Raw genomic sequence first — 18,831 nt, forward strand, 5'->3', positions numbered from 1 at the left:
ACAGCACCGTCAGCCACGAAGTAAGTCAGACCCAAACCCGGTCAACCACCCACACCCATTCTCACTGCCACGAAGGGTCAGGGAGCCGACTGTGCCGGTCCGGCCCCGAAGACGGTCCGGTACCAGATCGCGGTGAGGATCTCGATGGCCGTGTCGTCGTCGGGGATGGGTCCGGCGGCGTCACCGCGGACCGCAAGCCAGGTCCAGCACGTGGATTCGAGGGTCGCGACCAGCGCGGACGCCAGCGGCTCGAGCGGCAGCCCGATGGAGTAACCCGCGCGCTCGGCACCGTGCAGACCGGACAACACCTGCTTCACACCGGACACCCGGTTGGCCAGCCAGCGGTTGCGGAAATCGTCGTCGGTCATCGACATCTGGAACAGGCCGATGATCTCGGGCAGGTACTTCTTGTATGTCGTCCAGTACGCGGTCACGGCCGCGCGGACGCTCGCCTCCGGCTCGGTGTGCCGGGTCGCGAGCGACTGCTCCACCACTTCGTCCGAGAATTGATCCAGCAGGGCTTCGAGCAGTCGGTCCTTGCTGTCGTAGTAGTTATAGAACGAACCGGTCGACCGGCCGGCAGCGGCGGAGATGTCCGAGATCTTGGTGTTCAGGTAGCCCTTTTCGGCGAACGTCCGGCGCGCGGCGTCGAGAAACGCGGCCTCGGTCTGGCGACCTTTGTTCGTCGGCGGCACCGTGAGCTCCTTCCGCGGACCGATTCTCCATCGAACCATGGGGACGGTCGATGACCGCACTCGGATCGACGGAAAGTGTGACCCTTGTCATCTTCTGAACCTGAATCTAGCATCAGAAAAACGCAGAGACAGGAGTTCGGCATGGAATCGTTCGTCCAGCACCGCAAGGGGCGCACGCCTCGGCAGGTGCACCGAGATGTCGCCGATCTGAAAGACGATGAGCTCGGACGATACGGTTTCACCGGCCGCACGGCACATCTGTATCGACGCAACGACCCGACGCAGTTCCGGGCGGTGGGCACCCACACCGGCGTCGATCGAATCGTCACCGACCTCGCGCCCACCGACCAGAACGACCCCGCGGGTGAGCCGCTGCTGATGTTCCATAACGAGGACTGCCGGATTTCTTTGAGTCGTCGGAAAGAGGCCGCTCCGTTCTGGTTTCGCCCGGTCGACGGCGACGAACTCGTCTTCGTCCACGAGGGCACCGGGTATTTCGAGACCGAGTTCGGTCGATTGCCCTACCGGCCCGGCGATTACGTATATCTCCCCAAGGGGTGCACCTATCGTCAGGTGCCCGACGGTGCGTCGTTGCTGCTCGTCATCGAGGCGGTCGACGAGTTCCGGGTGCCCGAACCGGGCGTACTGGGCAGGTTCTTCCCCTTCGACTCCTCGCTCGTCGTCGTTCCCGAGGCGGAGGCGTTCGACGGTGACGGCCGAGACGAGTACGAGGTGCGGTTCCGGCAGCGAGAGGGGCAGACATCGCTGTTCTACCCGTTCCACCCGCTCGACGTAGAGGGCTGGCGTGGAGACAATTTCCCGTTCACGTTCAACATCGAGGACTACGACGTCATCACCTCCGAGACGGTGCATCTGCCGCCCACGGTGCATCTGTTCATGCAGGCGACCGGGGTGTACGTGATGAACTTCCTGCCGCGCCCCGCCGAGGCGCGCAGAGGTGCCGAACGGCTGCCGTGGTACCACCGGAACACCGACTTCGACGAGATCGCGTTCTTCCACGGCGGCAGCATGTTCGGAGTCGGCATGCCGCCGGGCCTGATCTCCCACGCACCCCAGGGGATGCATCACGGCATCCCGGAGCGGGCGCGAGAGCGTTCCCGGCGCAAGTTCGACGAGTTCGACCGCGTGGAATGGCAGGTGATCTCGATCGACACCCGTCGACGGTTGATCGCCGCACCCGCACTTTTCGAATCCGGGGTCGCGGACTCCGCACAGGCCGGCGCCGGGTCACGAGTATGAGCGACCGGGGGGACGTGCCTCGTCACGACTACGACCGCATTCCCTATCTCGTTGTCTTCGATGATCTCTCGGCGTACCAGGACACCTACGGCGGGGTGACCGAGAGTGTGGTGCTCGAGAGCTACCTGCTCCGCCCCTGTGGCGTGCCGTCGAAGAACGTCATCGTCTTCATGCACCCGATCGGGGGCGGCGCCTACTTGCCGATGACCAATGCGCTCGCCCGCGCCGGCCACCATGTCATCTACTGCAACAGCCGGTATCGCGGCGTCGACAGTGCGTTGATCATGGAGAAGGTGGTGCAGGATCTCGGTGCGTGCGTGAAGGATGCGCGCGAACGCCTCGGTTACGAGAAGGTCATCCTGGCCGGGTGGAGCGGCGGCGGCGCACTGTCGCTGTACTACCAGCAGCAGGCACAGCACGCGACGGTCGCCGCCACACCTGCCGGGGAACCGCCGGACCTGACCGCCCTCGACCTCCCCGCCGCCGACGGCATGATGCTGCTCGCGGCGCACGTCTCGCGGCACGGGACCCTGACCGAGTGGATGGACCCGTCGATCCTCGACGAGTCGGATCCCGACAACCGCGATCCGGAGCTGGACCTCTACAATCCCTCGAACCCGAACCAGCCGCCGTACTCGGCGGAGTTCCTCGACCGTTACCGCGCGGCGCAGATCGACCGCAACCGGCGGATCACCGCCTGGGTGAAAGAGCGACTCGTCGATCTGCGCGGGCGGGGCGAACCGCTGATGGAGCGCGGTTTCATCGTGCACGGAACGATGGCCGATCCGCGCTGGCTCGACCTGACCGTCGACCCGAGCGATCGCAAGCTCGGTTGCTATCTGGGTGATCCGCGGATCGTCAACATGGGCCCGGTCGGACTCGCCCGGTTCACCACGCTGCGAAGTTGGCTGTCGCAGTGGAGCTTCGACGACGCCAACGGCGACGGTCCCCGGTGTGCGGCCGATCTCGCGGTCCCGACACTGGTCATCGGCAACTCCGCCGACAACGCGTGCACGCCCAGTCATACGCACCGCCTCTTCGACGCGGTCGGTCATCCCGACAAGACCCTGCACACCATTGTCGGTGCGACGCACTACTACTCGGGCCGAGACCAGATCCCACACCTGAAAGAGGCGGTCGGGACCATCACCGAGTGGCTGGCCGAGCGGTCGTGGGCCAACTGACGGCCTGGGTTCGCTGAAAACCGCCCGGTGGAAAGTGCTCGGGGACGTAGCGCCCGGTGTCCGTTTCTGATGGGCGGTTATCAGCTTGGCTTTCTCCAGGCAGGCGACCGGGTGCGGTGGTACCCCCGAGCGATGATCTCGGCGATGTCCGCATAGGTGTCGGCCCAGTCGCCGAACACCTGTGCATAGGTGACCCGCAACGGAAAGTAACCGCGTGAGATCAGCTTTCGGTCTCGAGTGCGATCCTCCTCGTACTTCTCGATTCCGGAGTGGTGTTCGACGCTGTCCAGCTCGAGCGCGAGCCGTTCTCCGACGAGCAGATCGACCCATCCGACACTGGGTACGTGGTGCTGGACCGTGACTCGCAAGCCGGCGCTTCTGAGACGCAGGCGGGCTGCTGTCTCGGTTCCCGACGCGGCGAGTCGGTGAGTCTTCTCGATGGCGCGCTTGATGAACATCGGCGCGTCATCGAACTCGGTGCGGAGTCGTGCGGGCGTGATCTTGCCGGTGTTGAGTGCGGAGTCGCACAGGATGACGAATCCCTCGACGTCGAAGCATCGGGCGGCGTACTGCAATGCTGTCGCGACATCGTCGACGGCGCCGTTGGCCGGGGTCGGCCGGCCGTACCGTCGGCACCTGTCGTGGGATCGGCGTCGCTCGTGGCGCGTCACACGCGAATGCACTTGTTCGGGATGTTCAGGTATCCAGAGTCCGTGGCGTCGTAGCGCGGTCGCACAGGAGACGACGCCATGATCGGCGACTGCCTCGACCACTTCTGGTTCGGCGGCCTCGGTCCGGCACCACCCGTGGCGTATCGACGAGAGCGTGCCGGAACGGCACGCATCCCGGATCGATGCGGAGGTCTCGCCGGCGGCCAGGAGTTGATGGGTGGCGACGACGCCGCCGAACCGCTCGGTGAGCTCGTCGAAGGTCATGCGGGACAGTGTCTATCGTGGCGGCGGGCAGAACCCGGCGTCCGAGACGTCTGTGGATTACTACGTCAGCCGTGTGAAAACCGCCCGTGGAAAACGGACAGCCGGCAGACCGTCGTCGGGTCCGCTCCACCGGGCGGTTTTCAGACGACGGTCACTCCAGCAGCTTCTTCTGCACCTTGCCCATGGCATTGCGCGGGAGGGACTCGACGAACCGGATCTCGCGCGGCCGCTTGTGATTCGACAGCTCGCCGGCGACGAATTCGATGAGCTCGGTGTCGGCGACCTGGTCGCCGACGACGTAGGCGACGATGCGTTGGCCCAGGTAGTCGTCGGGGACGCCGATCACCGCCACCTCACGGACCGCCGGGTGGGCGAGCAGGACGGTCTCGATCTCGCCGGCCCCGATGCGGAACCCGCCGGACTTGATGAGGTCGGTCGCTCGTCGGCCGACGATGCGGTGCATCCCGCCCCCGTCGATGACCGCGACGTCACCGGTCGCGAAAAAGCCGTCCGGAAGCCAGGATTCGGCAGTCGCATCCGGACGATTCAGATACCCGGACGCCATCATCGGGCCGCGGACGTGGAGATCGCCCACGCTCTCGCCGTCGTGGGGCAGCGGCTCACCGTTCTCCACCAGCCTGGTCTCCACGTGGGCGAGCGGGAGACCCACCCATCCGGGCCGGCGCTGTCCGTCGACGCGCGTGCTGACGGTGATCAGTGTTTCGGTCATGCCGTAACGCTCGACGATCTCGTGGCCGGTGAGCTCGTGGATCCGCTCGAAGACCGGCACGGGAAGCGGGGCGCTGCCCGACACCAGGACGCGCGCCGACGACAGCGTCTGTGCCGCAGTCGGATCGGCGGCGACGCGGCTCCACACCGTCGGCACGCCGAAGAACATGGTCGCGCCGGATCCGGCGGCACCGGCGTAGGTGTCCGCGGTCGGGGTGACGGTGTGGATCAGTCGCCCGCCCCGTCGCAGGGGACCCAGGACCCCCAGGATCAACCCGTGGACATGGAACAGCGGAAGGCCATGCGCCAGAGTGTCGTCGGCGGTCCACAACCACGCATCGGCGAGTGCGTCGAGGCCCTCGGCGATGCTCTGCCTGGTGATCGGAACCCCCTTCGGGAGGCCGGTCGTGCCGGAGGTATAGAGGATCAGTGCGGTCGAATCGGCGTGCGGTTCCGGGTGACGGTGCCACGATTTCGCGTAGCGGCGGACCGGGATGACGGGCAGGGTCGGCGCGGTGGGGGCCTGTCCGAGCCACGCCTGTGCCCCCGAGTCCGCGAGGATGTGCTCGAACTCGCGCGGCCCGGAGTCGGGCGGAACGGGGACGACCGGCACCCCGGCGATCAGCGCGCCCACCACCGCCAGCACCGTCTCCACCGTCGGCGTGGCCAGTACCGCGACGGTTCGGGCACCGGCGATCCGTTCGGCGACCGCCGTCGCGGCCCCGACGAGGTCCTCGCGCGACAGCTTGTCGTCGCCGACACGGATCACGGCGGGGTCGTCCGGTGCGGTGGGGGTCAGGGTGGGCAGCAGCACGTGTTCACTGTGCCACGACGGGTCCATCCCGCCCGTCACCTGCGCAGATCGCCGAGGTCACACGGCGTGCGCCCCTCACGCCGACCGCCGTCGGCGGTGGGACACCCCGACCCGCACTCCTGAGCGCATGCCCTCGGCGCCGATGGCATGATCTCGTGCACACGCAGCGACCGATCGGGGGCAACGATGTCTGAGCGCTTTCACCTGAACACCATGCGCCTACGAGACCCGGCCGAACCGGGCCGGACGGCCAGCACGCTCGAGCTCTTCTTCGATCTGGTCTTCGTGGTCGCGGTCAGCATCGCGGCCGTCCAGCTCCATCACGCACTCACCGAGAACCACATCGTCGACGGGGTCGTGTCGTACGCCTTCATCTTCTTCGCCATCTGGTGGGCGTGGATGAACTTCACCTGGTTCGCGACATCGTTCGGCACCGACGACTGGCTCTACCGGGTGCTCACCTTCGTCCAGATGGCGGGTGTGCTGGTGCTGGCCGCCGGGATCGAGCCCGCCTTCGTCGACCACGAGTTCACCCTGGTCGTGTTCGGCTACGTGGTCATGCGCGTCGCGATGGTCGCGCAGTGGTTGCGCGCTTCCGGCTCTGCCGGAGACCGCCGCCGGACGACCCGGCTCTATGCCGCCGGGATCGCCGTCGTCCAGATCCTGTGGCTGCTATGGCTGCTCGTACCGTCGGGAGCAGCCGCAACCATCGGGTTCGTGATGCTCGTCGGTGCCGAGCTCGCGGTGCCGGTGGTCGCCGAGAAGCAGGGAAACACTCCGTGGCATCCGCATCACATCACCGAACGGTACGGACTGTTCACGCTGATCCTGCTCGGCGAGAGCCTGTTGGCGTCGTCGAACGCCATCATCGAGGCGCTGCACAACGAACAGGAGCTCGCCCCGCTGATCTCGATCGCGATCCTCACGTTCATCGCGACCGCCGCGCTGTGGTGGATCTACTTCTGGCCGCCGCACCACCGGGCCATCGGATCGCTCGCCGACTCCCTCCGGTACGGATACGTCCACTACTTCGTCTTCGCCGCTGCTGGTGCCTTCTCGGCCGGTATCGAGGTCGAGATCGACGTCCTGACCCACCACAGCGAGTTGACGGAAACCCAGGCGTCGTTCACTGTCACGATCCCCATCGCGGTCTTCATCTTGGGCATCTGGTGGATTGCTCTGCGCGCCAACGCCGATCGCGTGGTGAACACCGTGGTACCGGTCGGTGCGCTCCTGGTCCTGCTCGACCCGGTCATCCCGGTCCCGTTCGCCTTGACCGCCGTCTTCCTCGTCGCGATCGTCGTCGTCCTGGTCCTTCGACCACCGCTCACCACGGCCGGCGACCCGCACGTGTGACTACCGCATCGCCGCCATGATGCCGGTGAGCAGCCAGCTGCGTAATCGCGCGGTGCTCCAGTTCCGTTCGACGGTGAAGTAGCGATGGGTCGCCGGGCCGGTGAGATAGCTCAGTATGTCGGCGAATTCATCGACCCGGGTGTCGGAGATCAGGCCCCGGTGGACGAACCAGTGGCAGCCGGTGTGCACGTCGTCGAGCCGGCGGAGCTCAGACCGCTCGAGCTGTTCGCCGATGGCCGGGTCGGTGTCGGCCGCCAGCGTCGCGGCATGCCATAGATCGGCGATCCGGCTGTTCGCGGCGACGACGTGGTCGACGTACCGCCCGATGGCGCGATCGGTGTCGGTGTCGTTCATGATCGCGATGAACTCGGGTCGCTCGAGCAGCGAGACGAACTTCTCGTCACCGGTGAAGGCGCGTTCGAGGACGGCCGTCATGAGGGACGCTTTCGACCCCGCCTGATGCACGGTGCCGACGGACACCTCGGCCTGCTGCGCGATCTGCTGCACGGTGGTCCGCGAATATCCCTGCTGGACGAACAGCGCCTGGGCGGCGTCGAGGATGCGTGTCCGCGTCTGCGCGGCGCTGATCGCGCGCTTACGCGGTGTGTAGGGGCGTTTGCTCACGCCGGCCTCCGGTCGGGTCGGACTCCAACGACAACGATAGTAGTGGCGTTGCTGGGCTTCGCCCAAAGGTCGATCACGGTCCCCGAATTCACTTAGCCCGCTGAAGTGCAAAGATGGGACCGATTACGCGAGAGTGATCATCCGTCGTCTAATTTGGTTAGAGTCGAGCTCTATCCAAATGGAGGATCGATGTCGACCATTCTGCTGTGCGCCACGCCGCTGGCCGGACACGTCGGTCCGCTCACCGCTGTCGGACGTGTGCTCGCGGATCGGGGTCACGAGGTGATCATGCTGACCGGCTCGCGTTTCGCCGACCGGGTTGGCGACGCCGGGCTGACCGTCGAATCGCTGACCGGAGTCGCCGATCTGGACGAACGTGACCCCGACAGCTTCACCCCCGACCGGCATCGGTACCGCGGACTGGCGCTCTCGCGCTACCAGGTCGAGCGGACGTTCATCGCGCCGCTGCCGGAGCAGGCGACGGCGGTGACATCGGTCCTCGGCCGCCGGAGTGTCGACGTGATCGTGTGCGACGGAACCTTCGCCGGGATCATCCCCCTGTTGTCCCGGCCCCCGGGCCGGCGGCCTCCGGTGATCGGTGTCGGCACCATGCCGCTCGCTCAGTCCAGTCCCGACGTCGCCCCCTTCAACAGTGGCTTGCCGCCGATGTCCGGTCCACTGGGTCGGCTCCGTAACCGGTTGGCTCACATGGCAGTACGACGGGTGTTGTTCGCGTCCACGCAGTCCTCGGCGCGCGACCTGGTCCGACGGGCCGGGGGCTCGCTTGATCATTTCGTCCTCGACCTGTCCAGGGCGTTCGACCGTTTCGTTCAGTTGGGCCCGGCCGAATTCGAGTATCCGCGATCAGATCTCGCGCCGAACACGGTGTTCGCGGGGCCGGTGTTCCATGGTGGTGCTGTTCCCCCGCCGCCGTGGTGGTCGGAGATGGTCGACGACGACCGCCCGATCGTTCACGTCACCCAGGGCACGCTCGACAACGACGACTTCTCCCAACTGATCGAACCCGCCGTCGCCGGGCTGGCCGAGATGGACGTCCAGGTCGTCGTGACAACCGGCGGTGCGGACCCTGATCCCGTGCCGCGGAACGACAACACGCGGGTCGCGCGGTTCCTCGACTACGACGCACTGTTGCCGCGCACATCGGTGCTGATCACCAACGGCGGCTACGGCGGAGTGCTGCAGGCACTGCGCCACGGCGTGCCCGTCGTCGTCGTACCAGGGGGTGAGGACAAACCCGAAGTCGCGGCTCGGGTGGCGTACTTCGGGGTCGGCGCGAATCTGGGGACCCGGCGACCCGCTCCTGCGGACCTCGCCGCGACGGTACGCCGCATCCTGGCCGACGACGGCGTTGCCGTTCGGTGCCGGCAGATGGCGCATGCGATCGCCGGTTACGACTCGACCCAGACGATTGTGACCGAAGTCGATCGGGCGGTTCGTCGATCGACCCGCTCATCCTGACCCGCCGCGCGGTCTGTGTCATCCGGATACCCGAATGTCGGCGCATCTGCCGACGACAACCGAGAAAGAGAGCCCGACATGAGTGATGCACGAGCAGTCATCGACGCGCACATCGGTGCCTTCAACGACCGCGCACCGGAGAATGAACCATGGGCCGCCGATGCGGAATTGGTCTCGCCGGGTGGGGTGTTCACGGGACGGGAGGGCGTACTGGGTTTCCTGTCCGTCTTCCAGGGCGCCTTCTCCGACGGTCGCCTCACCGTTGGTTCGTATGTCGTCGACGGCGACAACGCCTCGGTGGAGGGCACGTTCGACGGTGTCCACGACGGTGTGTTGCAGAGTCCGTCGGGTCCGGTCGAACCCACCGGACGGCCTGTCTCGTTCCGATGGAGTGCGACCTACCGGATCGACGGCTCGGAGCTGATGTCCGAGCACCTGTACTTCGATCAGCTCGACTTCCTCGGGCAGCTGGGTGTGCTCCCCGGATGAGTCGTGCTCGGCGCCGGTTGATCAGGGTCTTCGCGGCTGCGCTCGTCGCCGGTCCGATCGTCTCGGGTACGCAGGGAATCGTTTCGGCGGCACCGGTATCCGCGTCGGCGTCGGTGATCAGCAGTGTGGCGGTCGGGCCGCAGCGGCACGATCTGGTGATCCGTTCGGCTGCGATGGGCCGGGACGTGCCGGTGAGTGTGTTGCACCCGGCGCACTCCCGGTCGCGCGGGACGCTGTATCTCCTCGACGGGGGCGGCCGCAAGACGGCGATCAGCGACTGGATTCGGGAAGCCCGCGCGGACAGGTATTTCCGCGACAAGGACGTCAATGCGGTGCTGCCCGGCGGCCAGGGGGCGTTCTACACGAACTGGCAGCACGACGACGCGACGTTCGGGCGTCCGCAGTGGGAGACGTTCCTGACCGTCGAACTGCCGTCGCTGATCGACGGCCGGTTCCACGGCAACGGGCGGAACGCGGTCGCGGGCCTGTCCATGGGCGGCCAGGCCGCGTTCACACTCGCGACGCGCCGGCCGGGCCTGTACACGGGCGTCGGTTCCATCAGCGGTTGCCCGTTCACGACCGGCCCGGTGCACGAAGGGCAGATCCGAGCCGCGATTATCCGGGACGGTGGGGATCCCACCAACATGTGGGGTCCGTGGAACGCGCCGGGATGGGCCGACCACGACCCGGGTCGCCGCCTGCCGGCCCTCGTCGGAAAGCGCGTCTTCATCGCGTCCGGGACCGGCGCGCCCGGCCCCCTCGATCAACGCACCCGGCTCGACCCGGGCCGGCACCGTGGGGAGAAGATCGCGACGGGAGCGGTACTGGAGAACTCGGTCAACGCGTGCTCGAACGAGTTCGCCCGCCGGATGAGGTCCGAGGGTCTGCAGCCGGTCGTCCATTTCCGTGCGATCGGAACGCACGCATGGCCCTACTGGGCCGAGGATCTGCCCGTGATGTTCGCCGCACTCGCACCCGGCCTCTGATCGCCCACGAGTGACTTCGCGCCATTCCGGGTACACCGCCCATATGGCTGACAACGACCCCGCCCGCAAACCGTTCAACCCGCAGAACCCCGACCCGTCCAGCACGGCGGGACTCGAGCCCGGCGGCGGAGTGGCGCCCGGTGACACACCGCCGGCGGAATCCGCGGTCGGGGGAGAGGAACATGAACCGCCGGAGCGCAGGCGTGCCGGCGGGGTCATTGTCATCGCCATCGCGGCGCTCATTTTTCTCATCGTCGCGCTCGGTCTGATCGGCCGCGCCGTGGGGCTCTTCTAGGGTTCAGCGCCGTCACCCGGCGTCGACGGGCAGCGGACGCGCCGCCAGCGGATCGCCAGCGCGATCTCACCGATGCCGACGACGAAGAGCACGGGTTGTAGGAAGAAGAACACCTGCAGCAGCGCGATCTGGATGATGATCCAGACCATCAGCGACGACCCGGCGAGCAGGCCGCCGATTATTCCCAACCGCGCGGGCACGGACGGGACGGCGGCGACCACGGCAGCCACGAGGTGGGGTAACGCGATCACGGCGATCAGCGCGACACCGGGAGCGGTCCAGGTCTCGAACGGCGTGTGGGTGAGCCACTCCCGCGGCATCGACCACTGATCGGTCATGAGAGCCGAGCCCCCGGCGAGTGCCGACAACGACACGAACAGCTCCATCCCGGCGAGCGTCCACGCCGTGCCGGTCCGTCGGTTCCCGACCCCCCGTTGGTCGAGGGAGTCGGAGGGCGCGGTCATGGTCGGAAGTCTGCACCGTCCGAGAGCCTCTGTCGTGAGGCAAAGGACACCAACTGAGCCGCACGTCGGCCACGGCGGCGGTGTCAGGGGCGCACCCAGCCGTCGGCGATGAGCTCGACCAGCAACTGGGCCTTGTTCCCGATCGGCCGGCCGGCTTCCTCGTAGCGTCGGGCGACACGCCGATAGTGCTCGCGCACCGTGCTCTCGGCGATCTCGTGGACACGCGACGTCTGACGCAGCGTCGCACCCAGCGTGTAGGTCTGGAGGATCTCCAGCTCCCGCTGGGTGATACGTACCCGGTTCGCGAGTGTGGGTGCGGACGACGGGGTCGGCGGTCCCACCGCAGTCTCGAGCGCCCGCTGCAGCTCGTCCTCGGCGGCCGGGGCCCGCGGTGAGACACGGATGTGATCGAAGCCCGCGACCCCGTTGCCCACGAAGATGACGTTGACGGTGTGCAGCGATGCCACCCGCCGGACGAATCCGAGCATCGCGGCCGACCGCACCAGAATCGCGCTCGGGTTCCGTAGGGCAGCGAGCTGTGCGGGTTCGACGACCGTCGCGTCGTAGCCGGCGCTCTCCACGAGAGCGGCCAGGGCGGCGTCGAAGATGTCGTGCTCGGCAACGACGGCCGTGATCCGCCGCTCCGGACTCGGCGCGGCAGTGGGCCCGGTGCCGGGGGTCGCCGACCGGGGGGCGTCGTTGAGGGGTACGGACACGTGCCGGGATCTCCTGTCGACTTCGATTCGGCCGGGAGCTGTGAGCCGAACAAACGGCGGGACTCTCTCGGATGATCGACATGACTCGCGATCGGGCATCGAGAATTTATTTCACGAACGCCAACTTCTTCAGCCTTACGAACGTGAGACGGTTTGTCAGCGGTATCTCGAACCCGATGTGATGATTGCAGGGTAAATAACTACCCTGTCGTCCGATCGGATGCGTGATCGCGCACACCGCGGACATATCGGGCATGATCATGCCTGTGCCGACCGACATGCGGGTCCTTGTCGCCTCCCCGCTGGGACACGTGGTCGCGGTGCCGCTGACCAAGGCGCTCGACCAGGCCACGGTCACCGTTGCCACCGGCCGCGACGAGTTCGTCCAGTGCATCGCCGGCAACGTGCGATTCGACGTCGTGGTGGCGGATCTGATCTGGAACCGACCCGACCTGGAATGGACCTTCGACGGACTCGACGTCATCGACACCCTCGACCACCATGACCGGCACGCGCCGGTTGTCCTGGCGACCCAGGGACACGGGCTGGAACAGGACCATCTCGACGAGGCGCGGTTGCGCGACGAGGTCGCGGGGGTCATCGCCAAATCGGACGGTTTCGCGACGCTGGTCGGTGTTGTGCGCTCGGTGGCGCTCGGCCAGGCCCTGCCCAGGGCCGCGTCGGCGCGCCGTCCACCGCTCTACCAGTTGTTCGATGGTCGGCGCGGCCATACCGCGGGCCGTCTCGCGGGGGCGATTGCGTCGGGCAGCGCCTCGGACAACGCCTCATTGGCCCGCGCCGCCAAGGTGTCGCCGAACACGGCGAACAAGGTGACGAGCCACTACCTCGGGCCCATCATCGTCGAGCGCGGTGAGCACGACGCATCGCTGCCGATGACCCAGGCCGCCGTCTACCGGTGGTGCGGCCTACACGCGCGATACCTGATCAGCTGGTGCCGACGCCATGGGCACTCCGACGTCCTCGGATCGATGCCCACGTGATCAGTTCGGTTGATCAGTTCGCGTGAACCCCGACGGTCCGGTCTCGCGCTGGAGGCGTCGCGGATTCCGGCACGGTGATCCCGCTCCGCTCGCCGAACCACCGCAGGATCTCGACACCGGCGAGGGCCCCGGTGTCGGCGGTGATCGTGAGCCCGGGCGCCGACCAGCCGAGCGATTCCAGCTCACCGTGCCGCGGGCGGATCGCGTGATCGGCGGCGAGCAACAGGTCGGTGTCGAGCCAGCCGTCGCCGGCCGCGCAGAGCACTGCCGAGTCGTCGAGGGTGCCGTCAGCGACGAGCCGTCGCCGGACTTCGGCGATGGCCGCCGACTTGGTCACCGGCTGCGGGGTCGCGTAGATCTTGCGACCCTGCTGGGAAGCCGTCCAGCCACGTGCGTCGCACCACTGCTGCCATTGTTCGAGGAACTTCGGCGGTTGGACCGCGGGGTCGACGACCAGGTAACAGAAGAGGTCGTCGGCGGTCCGCAGAGCGGTGACCCAGGAGTCGTCGATGCGTGTTCGGAGTTCGTCGCGGACCTCGTCGAGGGTGGCGCCCGCGCGGGTCACCTCGCGGTCGATGTGCGCACGCCATTCCGGATCGTCGGCGCCGTCGACGAGGATCCGGCCACCGTTGCTGACCACGGCGTGGCGAAATGGGCTGCCCGGCAGATCGATCCGGGCAAACTGTGCCGGGGTGCGAGTGGTCGTCGGTACGACGACGACCTCACGTGCCAGGATGGTCATCAGTTCGACGGCGGTCGTGGTCATGTACGACAGCGGCGCGTCGCGGTAGATCTCGACGCACACGGTCTCCAGGGTCGCGAACTGCTCGTCGCCCATGGCGGCGCGTGAGTAGATCATGGTCCGGTCGAGATCGGTGGCGACCAGCGCGTTCACGAGTCCTCCTTGATGAGCCCGACACACGAGTACGCGAGATCGGGCGAGACCTCCACGGGCACATCTCGTTCGGCGGCGAGCAACCGGATGTGGCGATGTTCGGGCAGATCGTCGGCGCGCACCAGGATGCGCCACGGTACGCGACGCAGCAGCACCCGCGTCGTCTCGCCGACGCCGGGCTTGACCAGGTTGATCGACGACAGGCCGTACTCGGCTTGGATCTGTTCCACGGAACGCCAGCCGGACCAGTCGGGCCGGCGTGACTCCGGCGTCATCGCCGACACCGTCGCCCGAACTCGGTCGGCGACTGCATCGAACTCGGCGCTGACGGTGTCCAGGAACAGTCCCGAGACATCGAAGTCGGCGAGATGGCGGTAGAACTTCGCTCCGTGGAACTCGCCCGGACCGATGTGGTCGGCGTTCAGGACGGTGCGCGAGACCAGGCCGGAGACAGTGGAATTCAAGCAGGCGGAGGCGATGAGGAAGTCGTCCCTGGTGCCGAACAGGGTCGTGCAGGAGCCGGAGTCCGCCAGCACCGCGAGTTCGTCGTGCAGTTGCGGCCGGCCGGCGCGCGCGTAGTCGTCGACAGCGGCGGTGAGTTCGCGCTGGATGGCGCCCTTGCCGGTCCAGCCGTCGACGAAGACGACCGACTCGGCAGGGTGCCGCGCCACGATGTGATCGAGTGCGACGGTGTCGATCCCGCGGGCGCGCACGATCGAGATCGTGTAGTGCTGGGGTTCGATGCCGTGGACGGCCGCCATCCACCGTCGGATCAGGATGCCGACCGGGGTGCCGGCCCGCGCCAGCGACACCAGCGTCGGCGTGGAATGCCGCTCGGCCAGGATGAGTTCGGACACCACGCCGACGGCTTCCGCGAGGCGCTGGGCCGAGGACCGTAGCGTCGCATGGAAGAGTTCCTGGTACTCGCGGCCGGGTTGATACTCGATCGGCAACGACTCCGCGTAGTGGGCCTGACCGGACTGGATTCGGCGTTCCCGTTCGCGCAGTTCACCTTCCAACGCCACGTCGGACAGGTCTTTGAGCAGCCAGGTGACCTCGTCGGCCGCGTACGAACCGAACTCCGGTCCGCACAGCGGTGGCGTGGTGGTGGCGATGTCCATCAGCGCACCGCCTCTCGGGTTCGTGCCAGGGAACGTTGGTCGGTGGCGGGCACGACGGCCAGCACCACCGGGTGCCCGGCGGCGGTGAGGACGTCGATGAGTCCACCGGGCGCACGCAGCTCATCGGTGTCGGCCGGCGAGTCGACGATCAGGACGACCTGCGGGTCCGGATGGTCGACGGAGGACACGTTGTAGACATACCTTGGCGTCTCCGGATCGGGTTCCGGTGCGGTGAACCGGAATCCGCGCCGGAGTGGATAACCCGGGACGTCGTGCACCTGGGCCGGCGACCTCGTGGTGGTCTGGTATCCGGTGGCGAAGCCACGACGCTCCAGCGACTCGGCGATGCACAAGGGTGCGTACATCAGTTCCTCGTGCCCGATCACGACAACCGGGCGCCGCGGATCGAGGTGTGCCGCCACGGTGTCGGCGGCCGCGGTCGCCGCTCGCCGGAAGCCCGTCGAGTCGGTGCGGAGAATTCCGTGCCGGCCGCCGTCGGGAACTGCCGCCGGCCAGTCGAGGGCCACCGCGACCAGGCCGCCGCGCCGGGCTGCCACCGGGTTGAGCTCGTCGGACCCGAGCTGCCACACCTCGTCGAGGAGGTCCGGGGGAAGGGTGATCGAGCCGTGCGCGAGCGCCACGTAAGCGACATCGACGCCGAGTTTCGCTGCGAGATCATCGCATTCCGACTTCTGCGCGGGGGTACGCATGTCGACCAGGGACGCCACGACGAACCGCTTACGAGGACGGTCCGCGACGATGGCCTCGATGGCGCCGAGCGCGGTCTTGCCGGTGGAGATCTCGTCGTCGACCAGGATCAATACCTCCTGGGGTGTCATCGCGTCGAGGAAGGCGGAATCGCTGGGCTGCAGCAAATGCGTCGTCGCATGTGAATGCCCTTCCTCGAAGGTGCCCGTCACCACCACATCCGGGCGTCTGCGCCGCGTCGAGTGCAGATACCGGGATGCGGAAATGCGTTCGGCGACACAGTGTCCGAGACCGGTCGCGGTTTCGGCGAAGCCGAAGACGACGGCGTCGCGCGCCGCATTCGCACCGATCTCGGCGATGATCGCGGCGCCCAGATCGTCGGCGGCGCCACGGACAATGGCGGGCGAGGTCGGGATGTGCTTGCCCAGCACGGTCGAGACCAGCAGATGAGCACGGCGTCGATTGTGGCGCAAGCCGAGTGAGACGAGGTCGCGGACCGTGTGACCCGGAGCGTCGCCGACGTCGGCGATCTGAACGCCGAAACGTTCGGTCACCCAGTCGATGCCGACGGTGTCCGGATCGTTCACGAGTTCGCCTGCCCGGGCGAGGCGAGCGCGGTGAGCAGGTCGACGAACGAGACCCCCTGGCGGGTCACGCCGAAGGCGGCAGCGCGATCGATGACCCGCAAGGCCCAGTTGCGGTGGGGCTTCAGCTCGTTCATCTTGTTGCGGTACGACGACGCCCGTACCCCGCCGGACTCGCCGGCCAGGATGTCGAGTGCATCGTGATACTCCTCGTGGGTGACCGCCGACAACGCGTGCACCGCGGCGACATGCGCGGGGTGGATGACGGTCTTGCCGTGCAGGCCGTTGGCGCGGTCGAGGGTGATCTCGCGGAGGAGACCGTCCATGTCGCGGCTGACGAGCTGCTGCCGGAAGTAGACGGCGTCGTTCTCGCGGAACGGCGTGTGACGCAACATGGGCTGGAACATGCGCTCGTGGTCGGCGAAGTACTCCCATACCGGCCCCGTCACGACGAAGCCGCTCTCGTCGCTGCGGCCGAGATGGTTGACGATGCCGGCGATCACATCGGCCGCGACCCGGACGTCGTAGATGGTCAGGTCACGATCCCGGCGGATTCCGAAGTGACTACAGATGTCGGTGGCACCGATGCGCACGGCGAGCACGTGGTCACGGTGCGCGCTCAGGAGCGACGCGAGGGCGGTCAACTCGTCGTCGCGGGTCTCGCGGTGCACGACCGCGGCCGACTCGAGAACCGGCATGACCCAGAGGTGCTTGTCGAGGATCTGTCCGGCAGCGGCAACGGCGTCGAACGCCTCGGGTGCATTCTCCGACGAGAACTTCGGGATGACGAACCCGGTCAGCACCGACGGGGTGTCGAGCGCGGTGGCGATCGGCACTATCCGGTCGGCCGACCGCGGACGGACGAACAGCAACATCGGCCGGCACGGGTTCGCGGCGATACCGCGCAACGCGGCCACGGCGTGCTCGATCGCCTCGGCCTCCTCGTCGTCGGCGACGGCGTCCTCGAGGTCGATGACCATCGAGATCACACCCTCGGCGCGGCGTCGGCGGATGACCTCGGCAAGATCGGGCCGGGTTGCCGGGACGTACAGGGTGGCGCCCAGCGCGACGGCGAGCCGCTGCGCCGGCCAGGTCGGCTCGATCGGCTCGGGCTGCCGATGGAACAGGGAGTTCGAGACCGACGGCTCCAGGTGGTCGAAGTGCCGGATCGTCCCGGGCTCGAGACCGGTGTCGTCGTGTCGTGCAGTGGTGGTCATCCTGCGGCCACCTGTCCTCTCATCCGCGAAACGATCTCGGTGATCCGGTCGTCCACCGCACGCAGCTGCGTCAGGTAGCTCCAGTAGTCGGGGTGGATGCGATCCAGAACCCCTTTGGCGCGCTCGATCCGGTCGGCCTGAGCATCGAGGACCGAGCCCCATTCGTCAACCAGACGGTGATTGACCGCAAAGAGCTGGGCGTCGCGCAGGCGAAAGCGCACGCGCTGCTCCGCGCCCCGCGGGTCGGCGCGCACCTCCCGCAGGAGTCGCAACCGGTCGAGCACGGCGTCGACGGCCTTCTCCGCGACGGCCAGGTCGTCGCGGGCGGCGTCGGCGCGGCCGATGGCCTGGTCGGGGGCAGCATCGACCATCGCGCGGGCGGCCGCGAGCTCGGCGTCGGCGTGTTCGAGCCGTTCGTCGACGACCGAGCCGTTGCGCTGTAGATCGAGGGAGCAATCGGCACTGAACTCCCGGCGCAGTGCCGAGAGGGTGTCGGGGAGTTGCGCGCTCCGGGTGGACACCGCGCTCCGGCGCGTTTCCACCGAACGGATGACCTGCTGTGCGCGGTCGGCGAAGGCGGGGGCCTCGGCGAGAAGTTGTTCGAGGCGACGCGCCGAACTGAGCACGGCTGCCGCGGCGGTCTGCCGGGCACGCAGCCCCGCGCCCTGGTCGAAAGCCGTGAGCGCACGAGCGAGGTCGTCGGTGGCATCCGACACCGACTGCAGTCGTGCCACCGCCGGTGCGGCGTTCTCCAGGGCGGTCATCGCCCGGTTGGCGGCCACCCGCGCCTCGTGGTCCTGGGCGTCGGCGGCCCGCACCGTGGCCCGCGCCCGCTCGAGGGTCTCGGCGTTGGTCCGGGCGAAGTCGCGCATGGAGGCGGTGATCGACCGCAGCGCCTGTGTCGACCGGTCGAGATCCCGGGGGTCGACGCGTGTGCCGGCCGGGGGGGACACCAGCCGGAGGTAGTCCGACGTCGCCTGGGCGTGCTGCTCGCGGATGTCCGACCACGAGGCGCGCAGGCGCGACCGCGGGTCGAGGGCGGCGGTCACCGCGACGGCCGGATCGATCTCGGCCAGGACGGATTCGGACTCCAGGAACGCTGCCGTCATTTGTTCCGATGATGCAGGTGGCGCGGAATTCGTGCGTGAATCGTTCCCGAACCAACGACGTACGAAGTTTCCGGGCACCACTCGATGCTATCGGCTATTTTCATCTCGGTATGAGGCCGGATTCCCCGGCTCACGGCGAGCTGGGATGCCGAGATGCCGGCAGGTGCCGC

Annotated in this window: 19 protein-coding genes; 8 read left to right on the forward strand and 11 right to left on the reverse strand. The window is 67.6% G+C overall.

All coding sequences use genetic code 11. From position 1 onward, the window contains the following. Nucleotides 1–77 precede the first annotated feature (77 nt). Nucleotides 78–695 (reverse strand): TetR/AcrR family transcriptional regulator, encoded by a 618-nt coding sequence (locus tag KB201_RS19185; RefSeq protein ID WP_211540118.1) that lies wholly within the window; start codon nucleotides 693–695, stop codon nucleotides 78–80. A gap of 141 nt (nucleotides 696–836) precedes the next feature. On the opposite strand from KB201_RS19185, the gene KB201_RS19190 reads away from it, so the two are divergent. Together KB201_RS19190 and KB201_RS19195 are read left to right on the forward strand one after the other, a co-directional pair. Continuing rightward, a complete protein-coding gene (locus KB201_RS19190) occupies nucleotides 837–1,955 on the forward strand; it encodes a homogentisate 1,2-dioxygenase (protein WP_137810177.1) in 1,119 nt (372 codons plus the stop codon). Next, nucleotides 1,952–3,139 carry an alpha/beta fold hydrolase gene (locus KB201_RS19195; protein WP_137810176.1) on the forward strand — a complete coding sequence of 396 codons (1,188 nt, stop codon included), beginning with the start codon at nucleotides 1,952–1,954 and terminating at the stop codon, nucleotides 3,137–3,139. The genes KB201_RS19190 and KB201_RS19195 overlap by 4 nt, the downstream gene beginning before the upstream one ends. Before the next feature lie 80 nt (nucleotides 3,140–3,219). Here the strand turns inward: KB201_RS19195 and KB201_RS19200 are convergent, their stop codons facing one another. Together KB201_RS19200 and KB201_RS19205 are read right to left on the reverse strand one after the other, a co-directional pair. After that, complete coding sequence (locus KB201_RS19200; protein WP_211540119.1) at nucleotides 3,220–4,074, reverse strand: hypothetical protein; 855 nt, start codon at nucleotides 4,072–4,074, stop codon at nucleotides 3,220–3,222. A gap of 151 nt (nucleotides 4,075–4,225) precedes the next feature. After that, a complete protein-coding gene (locus tag KB201_RS19205; RefSeq protein ID WP_211540120.1) occupies nucleotides 4,226–5,617 on the reverse strand; it encodes an acyl-CoA synthetase in 1,392 nt (463 codons plus the stop codon). Between the two features lie 186 nt (nucleotides 5,618–5,803). On the opposite strand from KB201_RS19205, the gene KB201_RS19210 reads away from it, so the two are divergent. Then, nucleotides 5,804–6,973 carry a low temperature requirement protein A gene (locus tag KB201_RS19210; protein ID WP_083207252.1) on the forward strand — a complete coding sequence of 390 codons (1,170 nt, stop codon included), beginning with the start codon at nucleotides 5,804–5,806 and terminating at the stop codon, nucleotides 6,971–6,973. On the opposite strand, the gene KB201_RS19215 is transcribed toward KB201_RS19210, so the two are convergent. Continuing rightward, entirely contained in the window at nucleotides 6,974–7,597 is a 624-nt protein-coding gene (locus tag KB201_RS19215) for a TetR/AcrR family transcriptional regulator (protein WP_065629504.1), read from the reverse strand. Nucleotides 7,598–7,786: 189 nt separating this feature from the next. On the opposite strand from KB201_RS19215, the gene KB201_RS19220 reads away from it, so the two are divergent. The 4 genes from KB201_RS19220 to KB201_RS19235 all read left to right on the forward strand — a co-directional run bounded on the left by KB201_RS19220 (nucleotide 7,787) and on the right by KB201_RS19235 (nucleotide 10,846). Continuing rightward, nucleotides 7,787–9,076, forward strand: a complete 1,290-nt coding sequence (locus KB201_RS19220; protein WP_211540121.1) for a glycosyltransferase — start codon at nucleotides 7,787–7,789, stop codon at nucleotides 9,074–9,076. Between the two features lie 78 nt (nucleotides 9,077–9,154). Further along, nucleotides 9,155–9,565 (forward strand): ester cyclase, encoded by a 411-nt coding sequence (locus KB201_RS19225; protein WP_211540122.1) that lies wholly within the window; start codon nucleotides 9,155–9,157, stop codon nucleotides 9,563–9,565. Beyond that, nucleotides 9,562–10,551 carry an alpha/beta hydrolase family protein gene (locus KB201_RS19230; RefSeq protein ID WP_211540123.1) on the forward strand — a complete coding sequence of 330 codons (990 nt, stop codon included), beginning with the start codon at nucleotides 9,562–9,564 and terminating at the stop codon, nucleotides 10,549–10,551. The genes KB201_RS19225 and KB201_RS19230 overlap by 4 nt, the downstream gene beginning before the upstream one ends. Before the next feature lie 43 nt (nucleotides 10,552–10,594). Then, a complete protein-coding gene (locus KB201_RS19235) occupies nucleotides 10,595–10,846 on the forward strand; it encodes a DUF6480 family protein (RefSeq protein WP_211540125.1) in 252 nt (83 codons plus the stop codon). Here KB201_RS19235 and KB201_RS19240 read toward each other — a convergent pair. Then, nucleotides 10,843–11,310 (reverse strand): hypothetical protein, encoded by a 468-nt coding sequence (locus KB201_RS19240; RefSeq protein WP_211540126.1) that lies wholly within the window; start codon nucleotides 11,308–11,310, stop codon nucleotides 10,843–10,845. The genes KB201_RS19235 and KB201_RS19240 overlap by 4 nt on opposite strands. Before the next feature lie 83 nt (nucleotides 11,311–11,393). Beyond that, complete coding sequence (locus KB201_RS19245; protein ID WP_307848087.1) at nucleotides 11,394–12,026, reverse strand: helix-turn-helix transcriptional regulator; 633 nt, start codon at nucleotides 12,024–12,026, stop codon at nucleotides 11,394–11,396. A gap of 260 nt (nucleotides 12,027–12,286) precedes the next feature. Here KB201_RS19245 and KB201_RS19250 point away from each other — a divergent pair, with 260 nt between their 5' ends. After that, a complete protein-coding gene (locus tag KB201_RS19250; protein ID WP_065629525.1) occupies nucleotides 12,287–13,027 on the forward strand; it encodes a response regulator in 741 nt (246 codons plus the stop codon). Between the two features lie 13 nt (nucleotides 13,028–13,040). On the opposite strand, the gene KB201_RS19255 is transcribed toward KB201_RS19250, so the two are convergent. From KB201_RS19255 to KB201_RS19275, 5 genes are read right to left on the reverse strand one after another with little or no spacing between them, the layout of a single operon-like run. After that, nucleotides 13,041–13,922 (reverse strand): HAD family hydrolase, encoded by an 882-nt coding sequence (locus tag KB201_RS19255; protein WP_065629500.1) that lies wholly within the window; start codon nucleotides 13,920–13,922, stop codon nucleotides 13,041–13,043. After that, a complete protein-coding gene (locus KB201_RS19260; RefSeq protein WP_065629499.1) occupies nucleotides 13,919–15,043 on the reverse strand; it encodes a cysteine protease StiP family protein in 1,125 nt (374 codons plus the stop codon). The genes KB201_RS19255 and KB201_RS19260 overlap by 4 nt, the downstream gene beginning before the upstream one ends. Next, complete coding sequence (locus KB201_RS19265; protein ID WP_211540128.1) at nucleotides 15,043–16,338, reverse strand: phosphoribosyltransferase family protein; 1,296 nt, start codon at nucleotides 16,336–16,338, stop codon at nucleotides 15,043–15,045. Before KB201_RS19265 ends, KB201_RS19260 begins: the two co-directional genes overlap by 1 nt. Further along, nucleotides 16,335–17,552, reverse strand: coding sequence for an HpcH/HpaI aldolase/citrate lyase family protein (locus KB201_RS19270; protein ID WP_065629497.1), 1,218 nt, complete (start codon nucleotides 17,550–17,552; stop codon nucleotides 16,335–16,337). The genes KB201_RS19265 and KB201_RS19270 overlap by 4 nt, the downstream gene beginning before the upstream one ends. Beyond that, the gene (locus KB201_RS19275; protein WP_065629496.1) at nucleotides 17,549–18,661 is read right to left on the reverse strand and encodes a hypothetical protein; all 1,113 of its coding nucleotides are present in this window, start codon (nucleotides 18,659–18,661) and stop codon (nucleotides 17,549–17,551) included. The genes KB201_RS19270 and KB201_RS19275 overlap by 4 nt, the downstream gene beginning before the upstream one ends. Between the last annotated feature and the right edge of the window lie 170 nt (nucleotides 18,662–18,831).

The sequence above is a fragment of the Gordonia sp. SCSIO 19800 genome (assembly GCF_018132775.1).
Lineage (GTDB): Bacteria > Actinomycetota > Actinomycetes > Mycobacteriales > Mycobacteriaceae > Gordonia > Gordonia hongkongensis.